The organism is Nitrospira sp. (assembly GCA_035968315.1).
In the GTDB taxonomy this organism is placed as follows: Bacteria; Nitrospirota; Nitrospiria; order Nitrospirales; family Nitrospiraceae; genus Nitrospira_D.
Genome location: JAVYIN010000007.1, coordinates 155,571 through 171,565, shown reverse-complemented (window position 1 = coordinate 171,565; position 15,995 = coordinate 155,571). Strand labels below are relative to the sequence as shown.

At 60.3% G+C, this 15,995-nt stretch carries 15 protein-coding genes; 2 read left to right on the top strand and 13 right to left on the bottom strand.

All coding sequences use genetic code 11. The features are described from left to right. The first annotated feature begins 60 nt into the window (after positions 1–60). On the top strand, positions 61–1,251 hold the full coding sequence (locus RI101_10590) for a glycine C-acetyltransferase (protein ID MEC4890496.1): 1,191 nt from the start codon (positions 61–63) through the stop codon (positions 1,249–1,251). An 82-nt stretch (positions 1,252–1,333) separates the two neighbouring features. On the opposite strand, the gene RI101_10585 is transcribed toward RI101_10590, so the two are convergent. Together RI101_10585 and RI101_10580 are read right to left on the bottom strand one after the other, a co-directional pair. Then, positions 1,334–2,242, bottom strand: coding sequence for a VacJ family lipoprotein (locus tag RI101_10585; GenBank protein ID MEC4890495.1), 909 nt, complete (start codon positions 2,240–2,242; stop codon positions 1,334–1,336). Between the two features lie 146 nt (positions 2,243–2,388). Then, positions 2,389–3,153, bottom strand: a complete 765-nt coding sequence (locus RI101_10580) for an alpha/beta hydrolase (protein ID MEC4890494.1) — start codon at positions 3,151–3,153, stop codon at positions 2,389–2,391. Between the two features lie 117 nt (positions 3,154–3,270). Between RI101_10580 and RI101_10575 the strand changes: the two genes are divergently transcribed. Continuing rightward, the gene (locus RI101_10575) at positions 3,271–3,783 is read left to right on the top strand and encodes a hypothetical protein (protein MEC4890493.1); all 513 of its coding nucleotides are present in this window, start codon (positions 3,271–3,273) and stop codon (positions 3,781–3,783) included. A gap of 23 nt (positions 3,784–3,806) precedes the next feature. Here the strand turns inward: RI101_10575 and RI101_10570 are convergent, their stop codons facing one another. From RI101_10570 to RI101_10520, 11 genes are all read right to left on the bottom strand, one after another. Next, a complete protein-coding gene (locus tag RI101_10570; GenBank protein MEC4890492.1) occupies positions 3,807–5,792 on the bottom strand; it encodes a DUF4105 domain-containing protein in 1,986 nt (661 codons plus the stop codon). A gap of 25 nt (positions 5,793–5,817) precedes the next feature. Beyond that, positions 5,818–6,324 (bottom strand): DUF3015 domain-containing protein, encoded by a 507-nt coding sequence (locus RI101_10565; protein ID MEC4890491.1) that lies wholly within the window; start codon positions 6,322–6,324, stop codon positions 5,818–5,820. 114 nt (positions 6,325–6,438) lie between these two features. Continuing rightward, positions 6,439–6,954: a DUF3015 domain-containing protein gene (locus tag RI101_10560; GenBank protein ID MEC4890490.1), complete on the bottom strand. Its 516-nt coding sequence runs from the start codon at positions 6,952–6,954 to the stop codon at positions 6,439–6,441. Positions 6,955–7,036: 82 nt separating this feature from the next. Continuing rightward, on the bottom strand, positions 7,037–7,198 hold the full coding sequence (locus tag RI101_10555) for a hypothetical protein (protein ID MEC4890489.1): 162 nt from the start codon (positions 7,196–7,198) through the stop codon (positions 7,037–7,039). Positions 7,199–7,227: 29 nt separating this feature from the next. Continuing rightward, the gene (locus RI101_10550) at positions 7,228–8,373 is read right to left on the bottom strand and encodes a M48 family metallopeptidase (GenBank protein MEC4890488.1); all 1,146 of its coding nucleotides are present in this window, start codon (positions 8,371–8,373) and stop codon (positions 7,228–7,230) included. A gap of 108 nt (positions 8,374–8,481) precedes the next feature. Beyond that, positions 8,482–9,165: a TIGR00266 family protein gene (locus RI101_10545; GenBank protein ID MEC4890487.1), complete on the bottom strand. Its 684-nt coding sequence runs from the start codon at positions 9,163–9,165 to the stop codon at positions 8,482–8,484. Between the two features lie 119 nt (positions 9,166–9,284). Next, positions 9,285–9,827: a DUF3106 domain-containing protein gene (locus tag RI101_10540; GenBank protein ID MEC4890486.1), complete on the bottom strand. Its 543-nt coding sequence runs from the start codon at positions 9,825–9,827 to the stop codon at positions 9,285–9,287. Next, positions 9,824–10,141, bottom strand: coding sequence for a hypothetical protein (locus tag RI101_10535; protein MEC4890485.1), 318 nt, complete (start codon positions 10,139–10,141; stop codon positions 9,824–9,826). The genes RI101_10540 and RI101_10535 overlap by 4 nt, the downstream gene beginning before the upstream one ends. Next, complete coding sequence (locus RI101_10530; GenBank protein ID MEC4890484.1) at positions 10,125–10,478, bottom strand: hypothetical protein; 354 nt, start codon at positions 10,476–10,478, stop codon at positions 10,125–10,127. Before RI101_10530 ends, RI101_10535 begins: the two co-directional genes overlap by 17 nt. After that, positions 10,475–11,086, bottom strand: coding sequence for an RNA polymerase sigma factor (locus RI101_10525; GenBank protein MEC4890483.1), 612 nt, complete (start codon positions 11,084–11,086; stop codon positions 10,475–10,477). The genes RI101_10530 and RI101_10525 overlap by 4 nt, the downstream gene beginning before the upstream one ends. A gap of 231 nt (positions 11,087–11,317) precedes the next feature. After that, positions 11,318–15,901 carry a hypothetical protein gene (locus RI101_10520; protein MEC4890482.1) on the bottom strand — a complete coding sequence of 1,528 codons (4,584 nt, stop codon included), beginning with the start codon at positions 15,899–15,901 and terminating at the stop codon, positions 11,318–11,320. Between the last annotated feature and the right edge of the window lie 94 nt (positions 15,902–15,995).

Genomic DNA, 15,995 nt, shown 5'->3' with positions numbered 1-15,995 from the left:
GAAAATCAAATCGGATGACCCTCTAACCCCTAACCCCGCGCCTCTTGCCTGAGACAGACAATGGCCTACACCTCTCTCAAAAAGATCCTCGTCCAGTCCCTCGCCGACATCCGTGCCGCCGGATTGTATAAACACGAGCGGCACCTGCTCAGCCCGCAAGGGACCGATATTCGCGTGGCTCAGGGATCGGTCGTGAACCTCTGTGCGAATAATTATCTGGGGCTCGCCAACCATCCGGACATCCGGCAAGCCGCCACCGAGGGATTGAACCGGCACGGATACGGCATGGCCTCCGTGCGCTTCATCTGCGGCACCCAAGACCTGCACACACGCCTTGAACGGACCATCAGCGATTTTCTGGGAACCGAGGAGACCATCCTCTATGGCTCCTGCTTCGATGCGAACGGCGGGCTCTTCGAAGTGTTGCTCGATGAGCAGGATGCGGTCATCAGCGACGCGTTGAATCATGCCAGCGTGATCGACGGCATTCGCCTCTGCAAGGCCCAACGGTTCCGCTATGCCCATGGCGACATGGCCGACCTGGAAGCACGGCTGCAAGACGCCCGCGCCTGCCGGTTGCGCCTGATCGCCACCGACGGCGTGTTCTCGATGGACGGGGATCTGGCCAAGCTGGACCAGATCGTGAACCTGGCCGACCGTTACGACGCCGTGGTGATGGTGGACGACAGCCATGCGACCGGCGTCCTGGGGCCCAACGGCCGGGGCACGCCGGGGCACTTCGGCGTCACGGAGCGCGTGGACATCGTCACGAGCACATTGGGCAAGAGTCTCGGGGGCGCGGCGGGGGGATTCACCTCGGGACGGGCGGAGATCATCGAACTGCTGCGCCAGCGATCCCGGCCCTATCTGTTTTCCAATGCCTTGCCGCCGGTCATTGCCTCGGCCGCGCTCAAAGCCGTGCAGCTGGCCGCACAAGGCGATACGCTCCGCGCGCAGCTGCAGGACAACGCCGCCTTCTTCCGTGCGCAGTTGAATGCCCTGGGGTTCCGTCTGGTACCCGGCACCCACCCGATCATTCCGGTCATGTTAGGGGAAGCCGCGCTCGCCACACAAATGGCCGATCGCCTGTTGCAAGAAGGGATCTATGTGGTGGGGTTCAGCTATCCCGTGGTACCGAAAGGGCAAGCCCGCATTCGCGTGCAGATGTCGGCGGCGCACACCAGAGCCCAGTTGGAGAAGGCTGTTGCGGCCTTTGCCACCGTCGGAAGAGACTTAGGCCTCATTCCCTGAAGCGGGCAAGAGGCACGAGGTGAGAGGCGAACCGTCATCGTTCTCCCTCTAGCCCCTTGCCTCACACCCCTCGCCTTGCAATCTATTCCTGAATCGCCCTGATCCGCTTCTGCTGATAGGCATTACGGACGGCGGTATAGAGATCCAGCGTCGCTTCTTCGACGCCTTGATACTTTTCCAGATTCAGCGAGCGCTCATTGACGATTTCAAACACGCGCCCTCCCAACTGGATCGTGGACGACGTCATGCGATTCTTATGTGCGATCACCGAGGGCACACCGTTCACTTCGATAATCGGCGCCACCAGCCAGTTGATCGGATTGAGCGCAATATCGCCGAGGAACCCGGCAAAGTCTCGGACGTTGAACGGCGGCAGCAACGGCAGCACCAGATAGGGGCCTGGCGGCACCCCATAAAAACCCAGAGTCTGACCCGTGTCTTCCTCGGGCGTCTTCAAATCGAGGTGTTGCGCAACGTCGAAAAATCCGCCGATCCCGGCTGTCGAGTTGACGAGAAAACGGCCCATCTCGATCCCGGCTCCCTTGGCCTTGCCCTGAAACACATTGTTCAAGAACCGGGGCGGGAAGCGGAGATTATAGAAGAAGTTGCTGATGCCGACCTGCGCGGCATTCGGCATGATGAAATCATACCCCTTCGCGACCGGCTTCAACACCCAGCGATCGACCTGCCGGTTGAACTCGAAGATCTTCGTATTGAAGGGCTCCCAGGGATCATATTCTTCAACGGTCTCCTCCCCGCCTTTGGCGAAGGGATCGAACAGATCATCCGGCGGCGCGGCTTGGCCGTTTCCCTCTGGCCTGACTGGAACATCATTCGCCGCCAGCAGCCCCGGCGCTTGCCCGTCGCGCACCCCCATCGACGCCCCAGGCCCCTGCGACGTCGATCCTGGCCCACTGGCACAGGCAGAAAGCCACAACGTCGCCACCACTATTCCAACGCCCCGAAACACTCGCGTCCGATCAATCCTCACTCCGGCCTCCTTGCACACGATTCAACACCGTCTCCCATCCGCCGCATTTCCCCGAATGGGCATGCGGCGCACTGTATCAAAAGTTCCCGGCTTCGCCAACGCCAATCGCAATCCCCGTGAGGCGTTGATCATCGAGACTTGCGATCTCACATCCGAGTGGCCCGCTGGATGAACTCGGCCCACCGGCGGAAGTACGGCGCCCCTCCGGCCTGATAGGTGTTGTTGTGATCGGCGCCCCGGATCACATACCACTCTTTCGGAGGTGTGGCCGCCTCAAACACCTGGCGCCCCAGTTCGATCGGAATAATGTCGTCTCGATCGCCGTGAAGGATGAGCTTGGGCAGAGAGAGCTGCGGAAGCCGGTCGATCAACCGGAATTCCGCTCCCAGCAGCCAATGCACCGGCGCACCGCCGTAATGGTATTTCGCGACGGCTTCGATGGAGGGGAAGGACGATTCGAGAATCAATCCGGCCGCCGGTTGTTGCGCAGCCAGCTCTCCCGCCACGGCCGCACCAAGCGAGCGGCCAAACAGGACGAGCCGATCGGGACGAATCCGCCTCGTGCGCGTCAGATACTCATACGCGCCCAATGCATCCTGATAGAGCCCCGCTTCGCTGGGCCGGAGGTTCAGGCTTCTCCCGTACCCCCGGTAATCGAACAGGAAGACCGATATTCCCAATTGGTAGAGGAGCGTCAGATTCTCAAGGCGGTGAATGATATTGCCGGCGTTCCCATGGCACCAGAGAATCACCGGACGGTCCGCCTGCGCCTCGACATACCAGCCAAAGAGCTTCGCCCCGTCGCCGGACTGAAACCAGACCTCCTCCAGCGGCAATCCGCTGAGGCCGGCCCAGTCCCGCTCCTGCCAGGGCTCCGGATGATAGACGAAGATTTGGTCGAGAAGGCTCACGGCCCAAGAATAAACGAACTCGCTGATGCAGGAAAGCGGTTGTCAGAAATCATTCGTTGCGTTATACGGTAATCCTTCCTATCTTTTTGAGTGTCACACCGACTAAGGGAGACTGCCATGAAAAAGACTCTGATGACTATCCTTGGTGCCTTGTATGCCACTGCGATTCTGTCGGGCTGTTCCATCGGCATGGCGCTCTCAGGCCATCCAGAGCCCGATTTCGACTACATTACGGTAGGAGCGAGTCGGGAAGAGCTGGAATTTGAACTTGGCAAGCCCATCTCTGAACAAGTTCTCACTGATGGCAAAAAAGAATCCGTGTACAAGTATGAGATGGGGAACACCGTCAATGCAGGGCGAGCGGCGGTCTGGGGTTATGCCTGGTTGACCATTATCGGAATCCTCGGAGAGCCCATCTATGACTTGATTGAACTGTCCCAAGGGCACGACGAAGAAACACGCGTCATTTATGATGCTCAGAACCGTGCCATCGAAATATCTGGCTATATCCCCCCTGCTCTCTCTGAAACAGAGAAAGCAGCACGAGCCGCCCAAGAAGAACATGTGCGGAAGCGGCCCAAACCCTCGACCGAACGCCAGACGGGACCCTCTACTCCCCCTCAACCATAACGACAGGGTAAGAATACTCGAGTCTAGAAATAGAACAGTCCTGAAAAGACCACATCGTCATCACGGTCTCTGTGGTTGTAATCAAGTCGGAGCGAAAAGTTCTGCAGAATCGTCACGCGTTGGCCCACAGTCCAGCGCACGTCGTCACCGTGTTCTCCGAGCGCATAGCGAAGGTACGTCCCTGAAATCAGCAGCTTCCAGCGATCCGTAAGGTCCGCCAACAACCCGACCGTGCCGCCACCGCCAATGCGATGGCGCTCCTCGTACGCTTTGCTGTAGTTGGCTTCTGCTTCCGCGAAGGCAAACCACAATTCACGCCTCAGCCAGTGACTTTCCGTCGAACCGCCCATGCCCGCATTGAACACCCCGTTGCTGCACAATTGGCAGGTATTGTGATGGATCGTGTTCATCCCGATTCCAAGCTTCCAGGAGGGCGCATGGAACAGGCTGTCCATGGGAGCTAAGGACACCATGTTGAATAACGAAAACCGCTCCAGACGGACCTGCGATTCATTCAGGCTCCGGCCCATGCTCATGTTGTACCAATTAGCCGGCGCATACTTTCTGATGGCCAATGAGACGATTTCAATTTGCGCATCCGGCGTATAGCCCCGCTCTGGGTCAAGAATGTCGTGATACGCCCCGCGGAACGCTACCTCCTCGAAAGGCCGATTATTCCTCCAGCCAGCACCTACCCCAATACGCCTGGTCTCATGCCCAGCATCAGGACGATCGACAAAAGGTTGCACCTCCATGTCTGGAGATGGCGTCTTTAGCTCCGCGCGAGCGGACAGTATAATTTTATTGCGATCCCGCCAAGGATTCTCCTTCTCACCGGCCCCTTCGCTCCTCAACAGCAGATAATCTGACGCAGTGTCCAGAAGAAGAACCCTGCGAGCCTGCGGGACCGCAGAAAACGACTCGCTCCGCGCCTCATCTGGCTTCTCTAAAAGTCGCCGCAACCAGCGATCTTCTTCCTGGTCAAGCAGCTCCCGTTTGCGTTTGACCAGCGTCAATCGTGACGGGCGGTACACGACCGCGCCGACAAGCCCCTGCTGCGCCAACACGGCGCGCATACTATCGGCGGGAATCGTGTAGTACGGGAACTGGTCGGCCAGCCGGAAGGCCGTGTCGGCGGCATCCAAGAGGGCCAGGATGTGATATGAGCAATTCTCGCCGAAGAAATAGTAGTCGAAGGTCGCATTCCCCATTTCCCAGGCATGCATGAGCAGACGGCGGACTTGGTCAGGCGTCAGATTGAGCCGGTACTCCCAAATATCCCGGTTCTCGATATCCCGATACTCCTGCACCTTGAGATAGTACGGAATCGTTGAAAAATACCCCGGGTACATTCCGAAAATGCCTTTGATCGGATATTCGATTCCGGCGTCCGGCGGTAATTCCGCGGCGAAGTTGATCGTGGACGCCAGTATGCGCGTGTGCGGAGTTTGGCCCTTTTGATCGATCCTGAGAAACGTGTGCCCAAACATGGACGAGGGATTGTTCATGAACCCGGTTGGGAATATGAGACTGATTCCCTCCACATCGAAATCGGCCAGCCAATTATTGAATCGCTCGCACACGAGAGGCCGTAATCGTTCCGGATCAAATGCGAGCCGCTCTTTCAGAAAAGAATACCGCGCCACGAATGCGCATTGGGCCGGCTGCTTCGATCGCCCGACAAACTCGTCGGAGAAAAACTGCGTCAATGTGGCCGCCAATTCCGCCTGTGGATTCACTTTCCCGTCCGGCGCCAGGAAAAATCCTGGGGCATCCTGCTCGCTCGTATACCCGCCCCACAAATTCCTCCGGTAATGAAGCAAGACCTGCCATTCACGAGTCTCCGCCAAACGCAGGCCATTCGCCCGGGTGACTAACTCGTCAAGATAGGCGCGCGAAACATCCTCGGTCGCCCAAACAGGCCCCGCGAGGCTGAGAATGATCAAGGCAGTGGTCAGGAAGGGGAACAAGGAGCAACGTAGAGGTAAAAATAAAAGGGGTCCGGCCATCAGCCGGACCCCTCCGCTTCTTGGATTACTTTACAATGGCTTGAGCCAGCACCGGATGGGTCGCGATCGTGGCATTCAGCGCCTTCACCATGGCCACGGGTGAAGCCTCGCCCGCTTTCACCAAGGAGGTGTAATGTTCCTGCGCGAGGGCGAAAAATTCACCCTGGTGCTGAGCCGGCACCCCCATCAGCGTCGCCATCGACGCCAGGTGCTCACCCTGCCCCTGAGCCATCTCCTGAGACAGGTTCTCGAAATTCAACTCCGCAAACATCGTCGCCTTATGTTCGCTCATGATCTTGCCGTCATTGGTGCAGCCGGAGGTACCCGAGCTGATTCCAAATGTCTGGCTCCAGAATGTGCCGTTTGTCGTGGCCATCAAAACCTGCGGCGCGATGTCCTTCTGGTTCTTATAATCGCCCCACGCCAACTTGCCGAGGCCACAGCCTGGGCCAGTGTCGGGATTGGCCGCCATAGCAAGGCCTGCCTGCATGCCAAACAGCACTGCTACAGACAACAAAAGCATTTTCTTCATAGGTCCTCCTCCGTTAGTAGTATTAATAAAATACCAATCCTACCGGTCATCAACCGGGTGGGATTATACCCTACTCCGTCAATCTCGTTAAGAACTATTTTCTCGCCCACTATCCTAATCGGCTTGCGACATCTTCGCGAACACAGGATGCCGCGACATCGCCTCATCAAGCGCCTTGATCAACGCACCCGACGAGTTCCCGCCTTGGCTTTCCAGCTCGCGATAGCGCTCCTGAACGAACGCAAAAAACTCCGCTTGGTGATCGCCAGGCACTCCCAATAGCACCGCCAACGCACTCAGATGTTCCCCCTGGCCACGGGCCATATCCCCCGCTAAATTGTCAAACGTAGCCGCTACAAAAAACTCCGTTTTGTGCTCGGCCCACACCTTTCCATCATTGGTGCAGCCGGACGTTCCAAAACTGATCCCGAACGTCTGACTCCAAAAAGTCCCGTTCGTGGTAGCCATGAGTATCTGTGGCGCTATATCTTTTTGACGTTTGAAATCTGACCAGGCCAGCTTGCCCAGCCCGCAGCCGGGACCCGTGTCAGGATTCCCGGCTGCCGCCGCGATCCCCACCTGACTCAGCCCAATGAGAACCATAACGAGTACGCTCCGCAACACCTTCATTAGGAACACCTCCTTAGAAACTAACAGCACAGACCGCCCCCCGGCCACCTGAACTACATATAACCGAACCAACTGTTTTCACCTACTCAAATAGTTTATGGGCCGCTCCCTTCACCTCTGGCATAGCGCGGCCCACCAATGAAATCACGCGTGCGTTCGCTTTCCCGTTGGCAAGGAGAATGGCCGCCACGCTGGCAACCTGCTCGATGAGCGCCGGATCGAACAACCCATGGGTATCAGCCATCACGCCGATACGAGTGAGCCCCTGCGGGTTTACGGAACCGCGACCGGCTGCACACCGAGCGCCTCCTGCACGGTCTTCCACTCGAAGGTGAACGGCTCGGAGGAGCGTTTCGGAAGCGCGGCCAGCTCGGCCTTCAGGCGCTCCGCTCGGGCGCGGCTCATCGGGTGGGTGGAGAGCCACTCCAAGCGCCCCTCGTCTTTCTCCGACAGCTTCTGGAAAAAGGTAATCATGCCGGACGGGTCGATCTTGGCCCGATAGACCAATTGCAACCCGGTGAGGTCGGCTTCCGTTTCCTGCGCCCGGTCGAACTTCAGCGTCAGCAGCTCGACGCCCACTTGCCGCATCAATCCGATAAGCCCCTGCTGATCCCCGGCGATGATCGCGACCACCGCCATCACGCCCATGTTCTTCACAATCCGTTCGAGCCCGTGGCGCTGGAGCACATGGTTCAGCTCGTGCCCTAAGACACCCGCCACTTCCTCGCCGCTGTCGGCTTTTTTCATCAAGCCGGTGAACACGACCACGTAACCGCCGGGCAGGGCGAAGGCATTGACGACGTCGCTCTTCACCACCGTCACTTGAAACTTGTAGGGGTTGTTCGGGATCTGGTCCGCCAGCCGCTGCGTCATCTCCTCCACCGCTTTGACGGCGGGCCCCTCTTTCATCACTTCTTGATGGCTGAGAAAATCACGATAGGCCGCTTCGCCGAGCTTCTGCTCCCACTCAACCGGAATCCGGCTGACCGCCATTTCAACCAGCAGATCGGCCCCGAACCAGAGTCCTACCACCACAGCCAGGATCGAGCCGGCGGCAGTCCCCCACATGACACGATGCCGGTGGCGTATCTGGCGCACCCGCTCGGCCGCTTGCTCGAACGGCTGGCTCAGATGATCCGGCGCCGCATCGCGAAAGGCCCGGATGAGATGCGGATTCTTGAGGTACAGGGTGCGCGCCTGCTGCGCCTCACCCCATTTCAGCACGAGATGATCGTGATCCAGTCCGCCGGCGGACACCGCGAAGGCCGCAAACGGCACCGTTTCCTGCACACCCTCTCCACCATCCCGGTCAAACGTGATGGCCAGTCCGTGCCCCTCGATTTGCACAAAGCAGGGCACGCCGCTGGCTGGCAACTCCTCACCGAAACAGAGGGCGTTGGGGGAAATCGTGGTGGCCATTTAGAGATGATCCGGCCGCTCAACACGGCAGAGAACGAAGCTCGGGAACCAGCGTGTCCTGGCGCGCGGGGAATGGGTGGGTAAGCCGGTTGCCGTGTTCAGCATCCGCTACTCGGATACCGGGATGAACTGTCTGATCCACGCGCCAAAGCTGCCTGGATTGCGGCTTTGAATATAGACCACACCAGGCCCGCGGAACCGGCACACGAGACCTTCGCCGGAGGTAAAACTGGCCACCCAGCCGGACGCGGCTTTTTCGATATTGTAGGACGTCGTGGCAGACCAGGCGACAAGGTGGCTGTTGTCCACGATGTATTCCTGGTCCGGTTTCAGCTCGATCTTGTGAATGGCCCCGAAACTGTTCAGGACCAGCGTGCCCTTCCCGCCGATCTTCAGGATGAAAAATCCTTCGCCGCCCAGCAGTCCCCGGCTGAGGCTCTGCATCTTGCTCTCGATCGTGATGGAGTCGGCCCCGGCCAGGAATCCATCCTTCTGAACCATATATTCATTCACCCCGTCGAGTTCCAAAATGACGATTTCACCCGGCACGGTCGGCGCCAGCAACACTTCGCCGGCCCCGCGGCTCGCCCGCAAGGTCTGGAAGAAGAATTTTTCCCCGGTCAGCAATTTGCGGGAGAGGGCGCCGAGAAACCCGCCTTCCATCTTGCTTTCGACATCCACCGTCGGCGAGGAGCCCACCATGGCACCGGACTCGGCTTTGATGTGCTCGCCGGAGGCCAATTCGATTCGCACCATCGGAAACGCACCCGGATATAAGATCTCGCTTTTCATCGATTCATCTCCTGAGATACGCGCGCGGCCAGCAGACAATCTGGCGGCCTATCGCGAGCGGTGATTCTGTGGAATACCTCCGGCGCTGTCAAGCTGCGGCGGAAAACCGGCCCGCCGAATCAACGGCCGTGACGGGGGGGATGGTTCTGAAACGGACGGTCGTGCGGGCGCGGCTGGTTGGGCGGCACTCCCTGTCCCTCGCCAAACCGCTGGCGGAGCTGGCGCCGGTAGGCCTGCCGCTCTTCGGGCGACATATTCTTCCACTGCTGGCGCATCTCGTGCCGCTCTTCCTGCGGCAGGGATCGGTACCATTGGCGGGCATTGCGAATGGCCTCACGCTTTTCCGGGGGCAATTCCCGAAAGCGCTGGAATCGCTCGCGCAACCGCTGCTGCTCGTCCGGCGACATCTGGCGCCACTCTTGGAACCGCTGGCGCGCTTCGGACCGCTCGTCGGGATTCATGTTCGCCCACTGCCGCGCGCCGTTGCGCAAGCGCTCCTGACGATCCGCGGGAAGCTGATCCCAGTCCTGATTGAATTTCTGCAAGAGCTGCTGCTCCGGCTGGCTCAGCTGGTTCCACGGCACACCGTGAGAATCGGCCTGGGCCCAGGCCGACAGGCTCCCTCCGCAGAACACGATGATAGTGAGCACCAGGACCATCATGGCGTCATCTCTCGCTGAGGCTCGACTGGCCGGCTGCCCTTTGCATCCGATTCCCCACGGCTCTCTCGCCGTTTCGTTTGTGGCCGCGCTTGGGATTCAGATGGCCGGATGTCTCTCTGAGGATCCACGGACTCCTTTCCCGACAGATCGGCCGCATGAAAGGGATCAACCCAGCGGTCATCACCGGTCTGCCAGGAACCCAAAAACTCCAAGAACTCCGCATCCGGAACCGGAGCGGCGTCGGGCGGCGCCGCAGAGGCCGTTGCCACACCCCACAACAGCACCGACAGCGCCCAACTAACCCGTCGTATCATCGTCGGCCAGCCAATGAAAAAATTCGAGGTCTTCGGCTAGCTCGACATTCTCCACCGAGGTGACGAGCTCGACATCGTCCAACGAAACCGCCGCATGCGGCTGGGGTGCGGGCTGCCGCATCCACAGGAACACCGCCAACGCCGCCACCGAGACCACGGCAAACCCCGAGGCCCAGGGGATCCAGGCCGGCCTCCCGGAACTGGCCGCGAGGGCCGCAAGGCGCCCCCGCTGCAGCCGCAAGACGGTCGGCTGATCCAGATCACTAACCGTGCGATCCAGCGCCGCCTTGGCCCGGCTGATCCATTCGCGCTCGTCTGACTGAAGGTCCTGGCTCATGGCCAATGATTCCCTAACTGTTTGCGCAGCGTATGGATCGCCCGAAAGTAATGCGTCTTCACGCTTCCCTCCGAACACCCCATGGCCGCCGCCGTCTGCGCGACATCCAGCTCTTCCCAAGCCCGCAACAGAAACGCCTGCTGTTGTCGTAACGGCAGCGTCCGCAAGGCCTCCTCGAGGGCAGCCGCAGCTTTTTGGGTCTTCAGCTGGTGCTCCGCGGTCGGGACCGTCGTATCGGCAATCGCCTCGAGAGGATCGTCGGCCTCGTCACCATCCTCGTCCCGCCCCAGCCAGAGCCGCCACCGATTCCGCACCCTCGTACGCCGATACCAATCGCGAATCTTGGACTGGAGAATACGATGAAAGAGCGGTCCCCACTCGGCTTCCGGTCTCGCTCCATAGTGCTCAACCAGCTTCAGCATCGCCTCCTGCACGAGGTCGAGCGCGTCATCGTCATGCCCCAGGGCAATCTGCGCCATCCGGAACGCACGGCGTTCTACTCCGGCCAGAAACCGATCGAGAGCCCGCGTCTCCTCCAGGGTCGAGATCCTCCCACTCAGACAGTATCGACCGGTCTCAGCCTGTGTCATGCCTTCGGATACGAACATTCGCCGCTCCTCATCTCGGTGCTGACGGCAAGGCACTGCGGCGCTGCACACGATTGTCGTGCAATCCGCGCCCGGGATCAAGTCGCCGGTCTTCCGTCCCGCGGCGCTGGCGCACGCAGAGCCCCTGCCACTCGTTCTAATGAACGTCATGCCCCACGGCTGGTTGACCGGGGGGAACGGCGATCCCGGAGCAGATGGGCGGCAAGAGGATCGCAGCGCGATGAAATGTGGTTATTTGGGCTTCCCGGAGTTCACAGACCCTTTGGCGCTTCCGGACGAAGAGGGACTGGGAGGAACGGACACCACCACGTCCTGCTGGGAATCCGCATCCTGGTCTTTTCCGTCATGCCCGACGCTGTAGATCACGCCGCGCTTGGGATTCACCAGCATGGGCATTCCTGTATAAGGGTCGTAGAATCGCTGACCGGCCTTGGCGATGCGCGTCACCAGATCGCCCTCTTGCGAGCCACGGCGGAGCCAGGCCTGTACACTCGCGAGACGCAACCGCGCATCGGTATCGATCACCATCCCGTTATACTGCTCCCAGGACGACAAGGGCTTGATCCCCACGATGTTTTCGATTGGGTTGGTCAGATAATCCATGGCCGTCGCCGGCGGATTCTTGATATAGGCGGCGCGCTTGGGCATCGCGCCGTGCCGTCCCTCGCCGGCCGCTTTGGAAGAGGCGTCATAATACGCCGCATACTCGTTCAAGCGCCGCTGTTTGGGCAGCGGCAGCCACTTGGCCACCATGACATGCCACGGAACATCGTCGCCATGATCGCCTTTGAGCTGCGCGTCGGCCGCCTGGCTTGCGGCGGCCAGTTCACTTTGCATCGGCCAGCGCATCGACGACTCCACCTGATCGAGCGGGCGCAGCATCGTGGCCAGAGCAGGAAGGTCTTTGTTGTCGAAGTCCGCTTGAACCAGCAGTCCGGAGGCCACCGCAAGATCATCCTGCAGCGCGTGCACCGCCAGCATCTTCACCGGCAGGGTCTTCGCCTGCCCCAATGCCGTGCGCCAGGCCTCCATATCCTCCTGCAGCCGATGAATCCCCGAATCCGCCGGCTGTCCAGATGCAAATCCTTCCGCAATATACAAGCGATGCGCAAAGAGAATGGCGGCGCAGGGCGGCGCCACCGCCTGACCGTAGCCCCAATCCTCAAACGGCATTTTGAGCCATTGCCGATAACGCCCGATCGATGATTGGGCTTGACCGATCCAATCTTTCAACCCGTCCGCTTTCGTCTTGAACTGCGCCACCGGATTGGACGAGCGGAACCACCCGTCTGCCACACTCGCCGTGGCATTGAGCGGCCCCCCACCGGAATGGCCATCGGGCCCGCCCAAACAGGCCGACAAGGCTTCCTCCTCGTTCACACCAGGCTTGCGCTCATACCCTGCTTGAATCGGATCGGCCCCCGCCTCCGCATCGAATCCAAGCAGCAGCACATACCCGTTCTTCCGTGAATCCATCGGCGAATGTTGCGGCGCCGCGGTTAAGCTTTGGAAGGCCGGACTCGGTTTCTCTTCCATGATGACCCACGCCACCCCCACCGCTCCGATCGCGATCGCCGCCAAGGCGCCCACCACGGCCACCAGCCCGACGAGCGACATGATCAGTGCCTGCGAGGTGGAGAAACAGGAGCCAATGAACGCGGACAGGGCCAGCCCGACACGGGCCAGCTTTGCACCGATTCGTGGACGAGGTTTGGCGGCCGTCGCCTGTTCGCTCGTGTGTGTTCGCGCCATGCGCCCGGACGATTGAAACAGCGCATCGACGGCTGACGCCACAGGGGCAGACGCCGGCTCCCCGGAATCTCGAGCGGCCGGCCTGGCCGATTGAATGCGCCGAGAATCAACCAACCGAACAGACTCGCCAGTTCTCACCCACGCCTCTTGTTCCGGCACAGGCGGAGGCTGGGGCACGGCGGGGACCGAGTCCTCCACTGCCGGAACACTGACAGGCGATACCGCAGAGGGGCCGGCAAGGTCTACCGCGTGGTGTGCCGGCTCGACGGCCGCCGCGCTGTGGGATACCCCAGGACTTTCCTTCGTCCCTTCCGAACGCTCGTAAACGGGAGACTCCACCATCGGAATGGCATCATGACTCAAGACCTGAGGAGCAACCAGTTGCTCCTCCTTGTTCAATACCGGTTCGCTGACCGCCGCCGGCTCTCCCGCGGAAACCACCTGACAGGCCTCCGGCGGAATCAATGGCGTTACGCCAAGCGAAGCGGGGCTCAGAAGCTCCTCTCTCTCCTCATCGGCCACCGAGGAGATCGCCTCACGTGCTGAAATCGTCCGGAATTCGTCGGGCTGCACCAACGGGTCAGGACTGGCTACGGCAGGACTGAAGACCTCCCGCAATGCAGCCTCTGGTGCCGAATCTAAGGAAGCGGGCCCGCCTGAAGCGACAAACCGGAATTCGTCCGGCTGCACCGGCGGTTCGGAATGTACTGCGGCAGGACTCGAGACCTCCTGCGGCAACGGCTCAACCGGCGGCGCAGCCTCCATTGCCGGCTCGGCAACCGGTGCAGGCTCTGCCGCCATTTCCATCGATGAATCACCCCACGACGCGGCAGTCCCGATTTCCGGCGAGGGAGGAACCAAAACCGGCTCAATCGTATCGGCCATCGTCGGGGTCGGAAGAACCAGAGCCTCTGGCTGATCGACTGCCGGTGCGACCTCCTGAGGAATCTCCGCAATAGCTTCCGCGGGCGCCACAGCCATGTCCACAGCGGAATCCGCTGGGCGATGTTCAACCGGCTCCACCAGTGGAATGGTGATAGGAACCTCTTGCGCCTGCTCACTGATTATGGCCTGGGCCACCGGCTCCGGCGGAGTCTCCATCACCGGCGTGGGATCTGCGGCTGGGGCCTCGTGAACCGCAGCAGCTGGCGCCACTGATTCCGCAGGCGGAAGCAAGACTCCCGTTTCGCGCGGCGCATCAACTGGAGCAAGATGAACTGGCTTTTTTGAGGACGACGATGAGGGGCCATATTTCCAGGTGCTGAAAATCGACTCCCAGGAGAATCCTGTATTCTTAGGCGTCTCCGTTTTCTCCGGAAGAGGCGGATTCTCAGACGGTGATATCGAGTCGGCCGGCGGCGGCCCTGAGATCGGGGCCTCACCGCTGACTGGCTCCTGCGGAGAATCTGCAGGACCGGCCGAAAGTTCCTGAGCCTGCTCCCATGTAGTTGAAGCGTCCATCGGCTCAACGGCCGCAGACAGCGGCGCGTCTGCCGGTGAGGCTAAAGCAGCTGGAGCTGCCTCACCTGTCGAAACAGGCTCTTCCACAGAATGCGATGGGAAAGATGCTTCCGGGGGCAAATCCGGGCTTGCCGCCTCAGGCCTGGCCGAGGCCGTATCGGGAGCGGTCCAGGCTGACAGACTCCCCGCCTGCGGCTCGGCTTGAACGGCATCCGACAAAGCAAAGAACGGAGACTCTGTGGCTACCGAGCTCGCCGACCGGGTTTCGATGCCACTGGACTCGTCGGCATGGGGAATCGTCACTGTGACATCTTGCACTTGATCCCACGGCATCGGGGCTGATACCGAGTCAGCGGCCGTCTCTATATTCGAAGGAGTTTGCGGACCGTTCGCGTCATAAGACCAGGGTCCTTCGGACGCAGTCACCGCTGGCGACTCCGCAGACGAAATATCCATCGGTCGTGATTCGACGCCGGAACTGGCTTCTACTGGCGGGATGGTAACCGTGACCTCTTGCACCTGATCCCACGGCATCTGAGCCGGAACGGATTCAATCGGTTGAGCCGGCTGGACCGCTTGCGGCCCCTCCTCTACGCGAGAGAGTGGCGTATCCGTGACAATGGACTCGCTCGTGATGTTCAACGCCGGAGAATCGGGAATGGGAGCCTGAGAGGTCGATTCGGAAGACACCACCGGCTCGCCGACCGCGGCCGCTTCTGTGGCATGACTGTCCGATGAATAGTCGGTCCGAGGATCCGCTCCCGAGGCACTCTCCGCTTCGATCTGGCCCTGCGCAGACTCAGGCAGCGGTGAAGAGATCTGCCAGTCCGTGATATCGGACTGATAGCCGGATGACGGGGCGGAAGAGCCCTCTTCCCCAACTCGGTCCCATGGCATCACACCGGACACCGGCTCGTCGGGCCTCAGCAGAGTATCGCGAGACACCTCTGGCATCGCTGGTTCAACCAACTCAGACGGAGAGGCCTCTGATACGCTCAATTCAGCAGGGGCCGCCGCCGGACGGACAATCAGCTCTCCGGTTTGCGCATCAAAATAATTCGCCAGACGAAACGCCGGAGGACTTGCCGGTGCCAGCTCACGAATCTTGGCATACAGCTGGGTGGGCTTGTTGGGATTCTCCGTATCGGGATCTTCGAGCAGAACGTCGATGGCCTTGCCGAATTCTTCCGCCGCAGCAAGTTCATCGCCCTTTTCCTGGTAGACAATCCCCAGCTTCTCGATGAACGGCACGCAGCGGGGACCGGCCACGAGATATTCCCGCAACAGTGATTCGGCCAGCCAGTAGTCTTGCCGTTCCAACGCCTCGTTCGCCAACGCCTCGAATGCTTGCCTGGCCGGCAGCAGACTGCCGAGGCGTAGATGCAGCGTGGCAAAGAGCCGGCGAGCCTCCAGGTTGAGGGGATCAAGGGCCAGCAGTTCCTTCAGCGCCGCTGACGATCGCCCATACTTCCCGGCATTCATCTGGGCAATGGCGTCTTCGAGCAGCGCGGCCTTCTTGCTATAGTCGGCCCCACCCCGCTTGCTGTTCAGGGCTGTGCTTTTCTGGTCGGGTTTGAGTGGCGATTTCTTTGCGGCACGCACAATAATATCTCTATTCTCTCTTGTTCTCTCTTGCAGATCCGAAAGGGTTGTCAGTCTTATCGGTGACCGATTCACGCGACTTAATCGGAGTCCG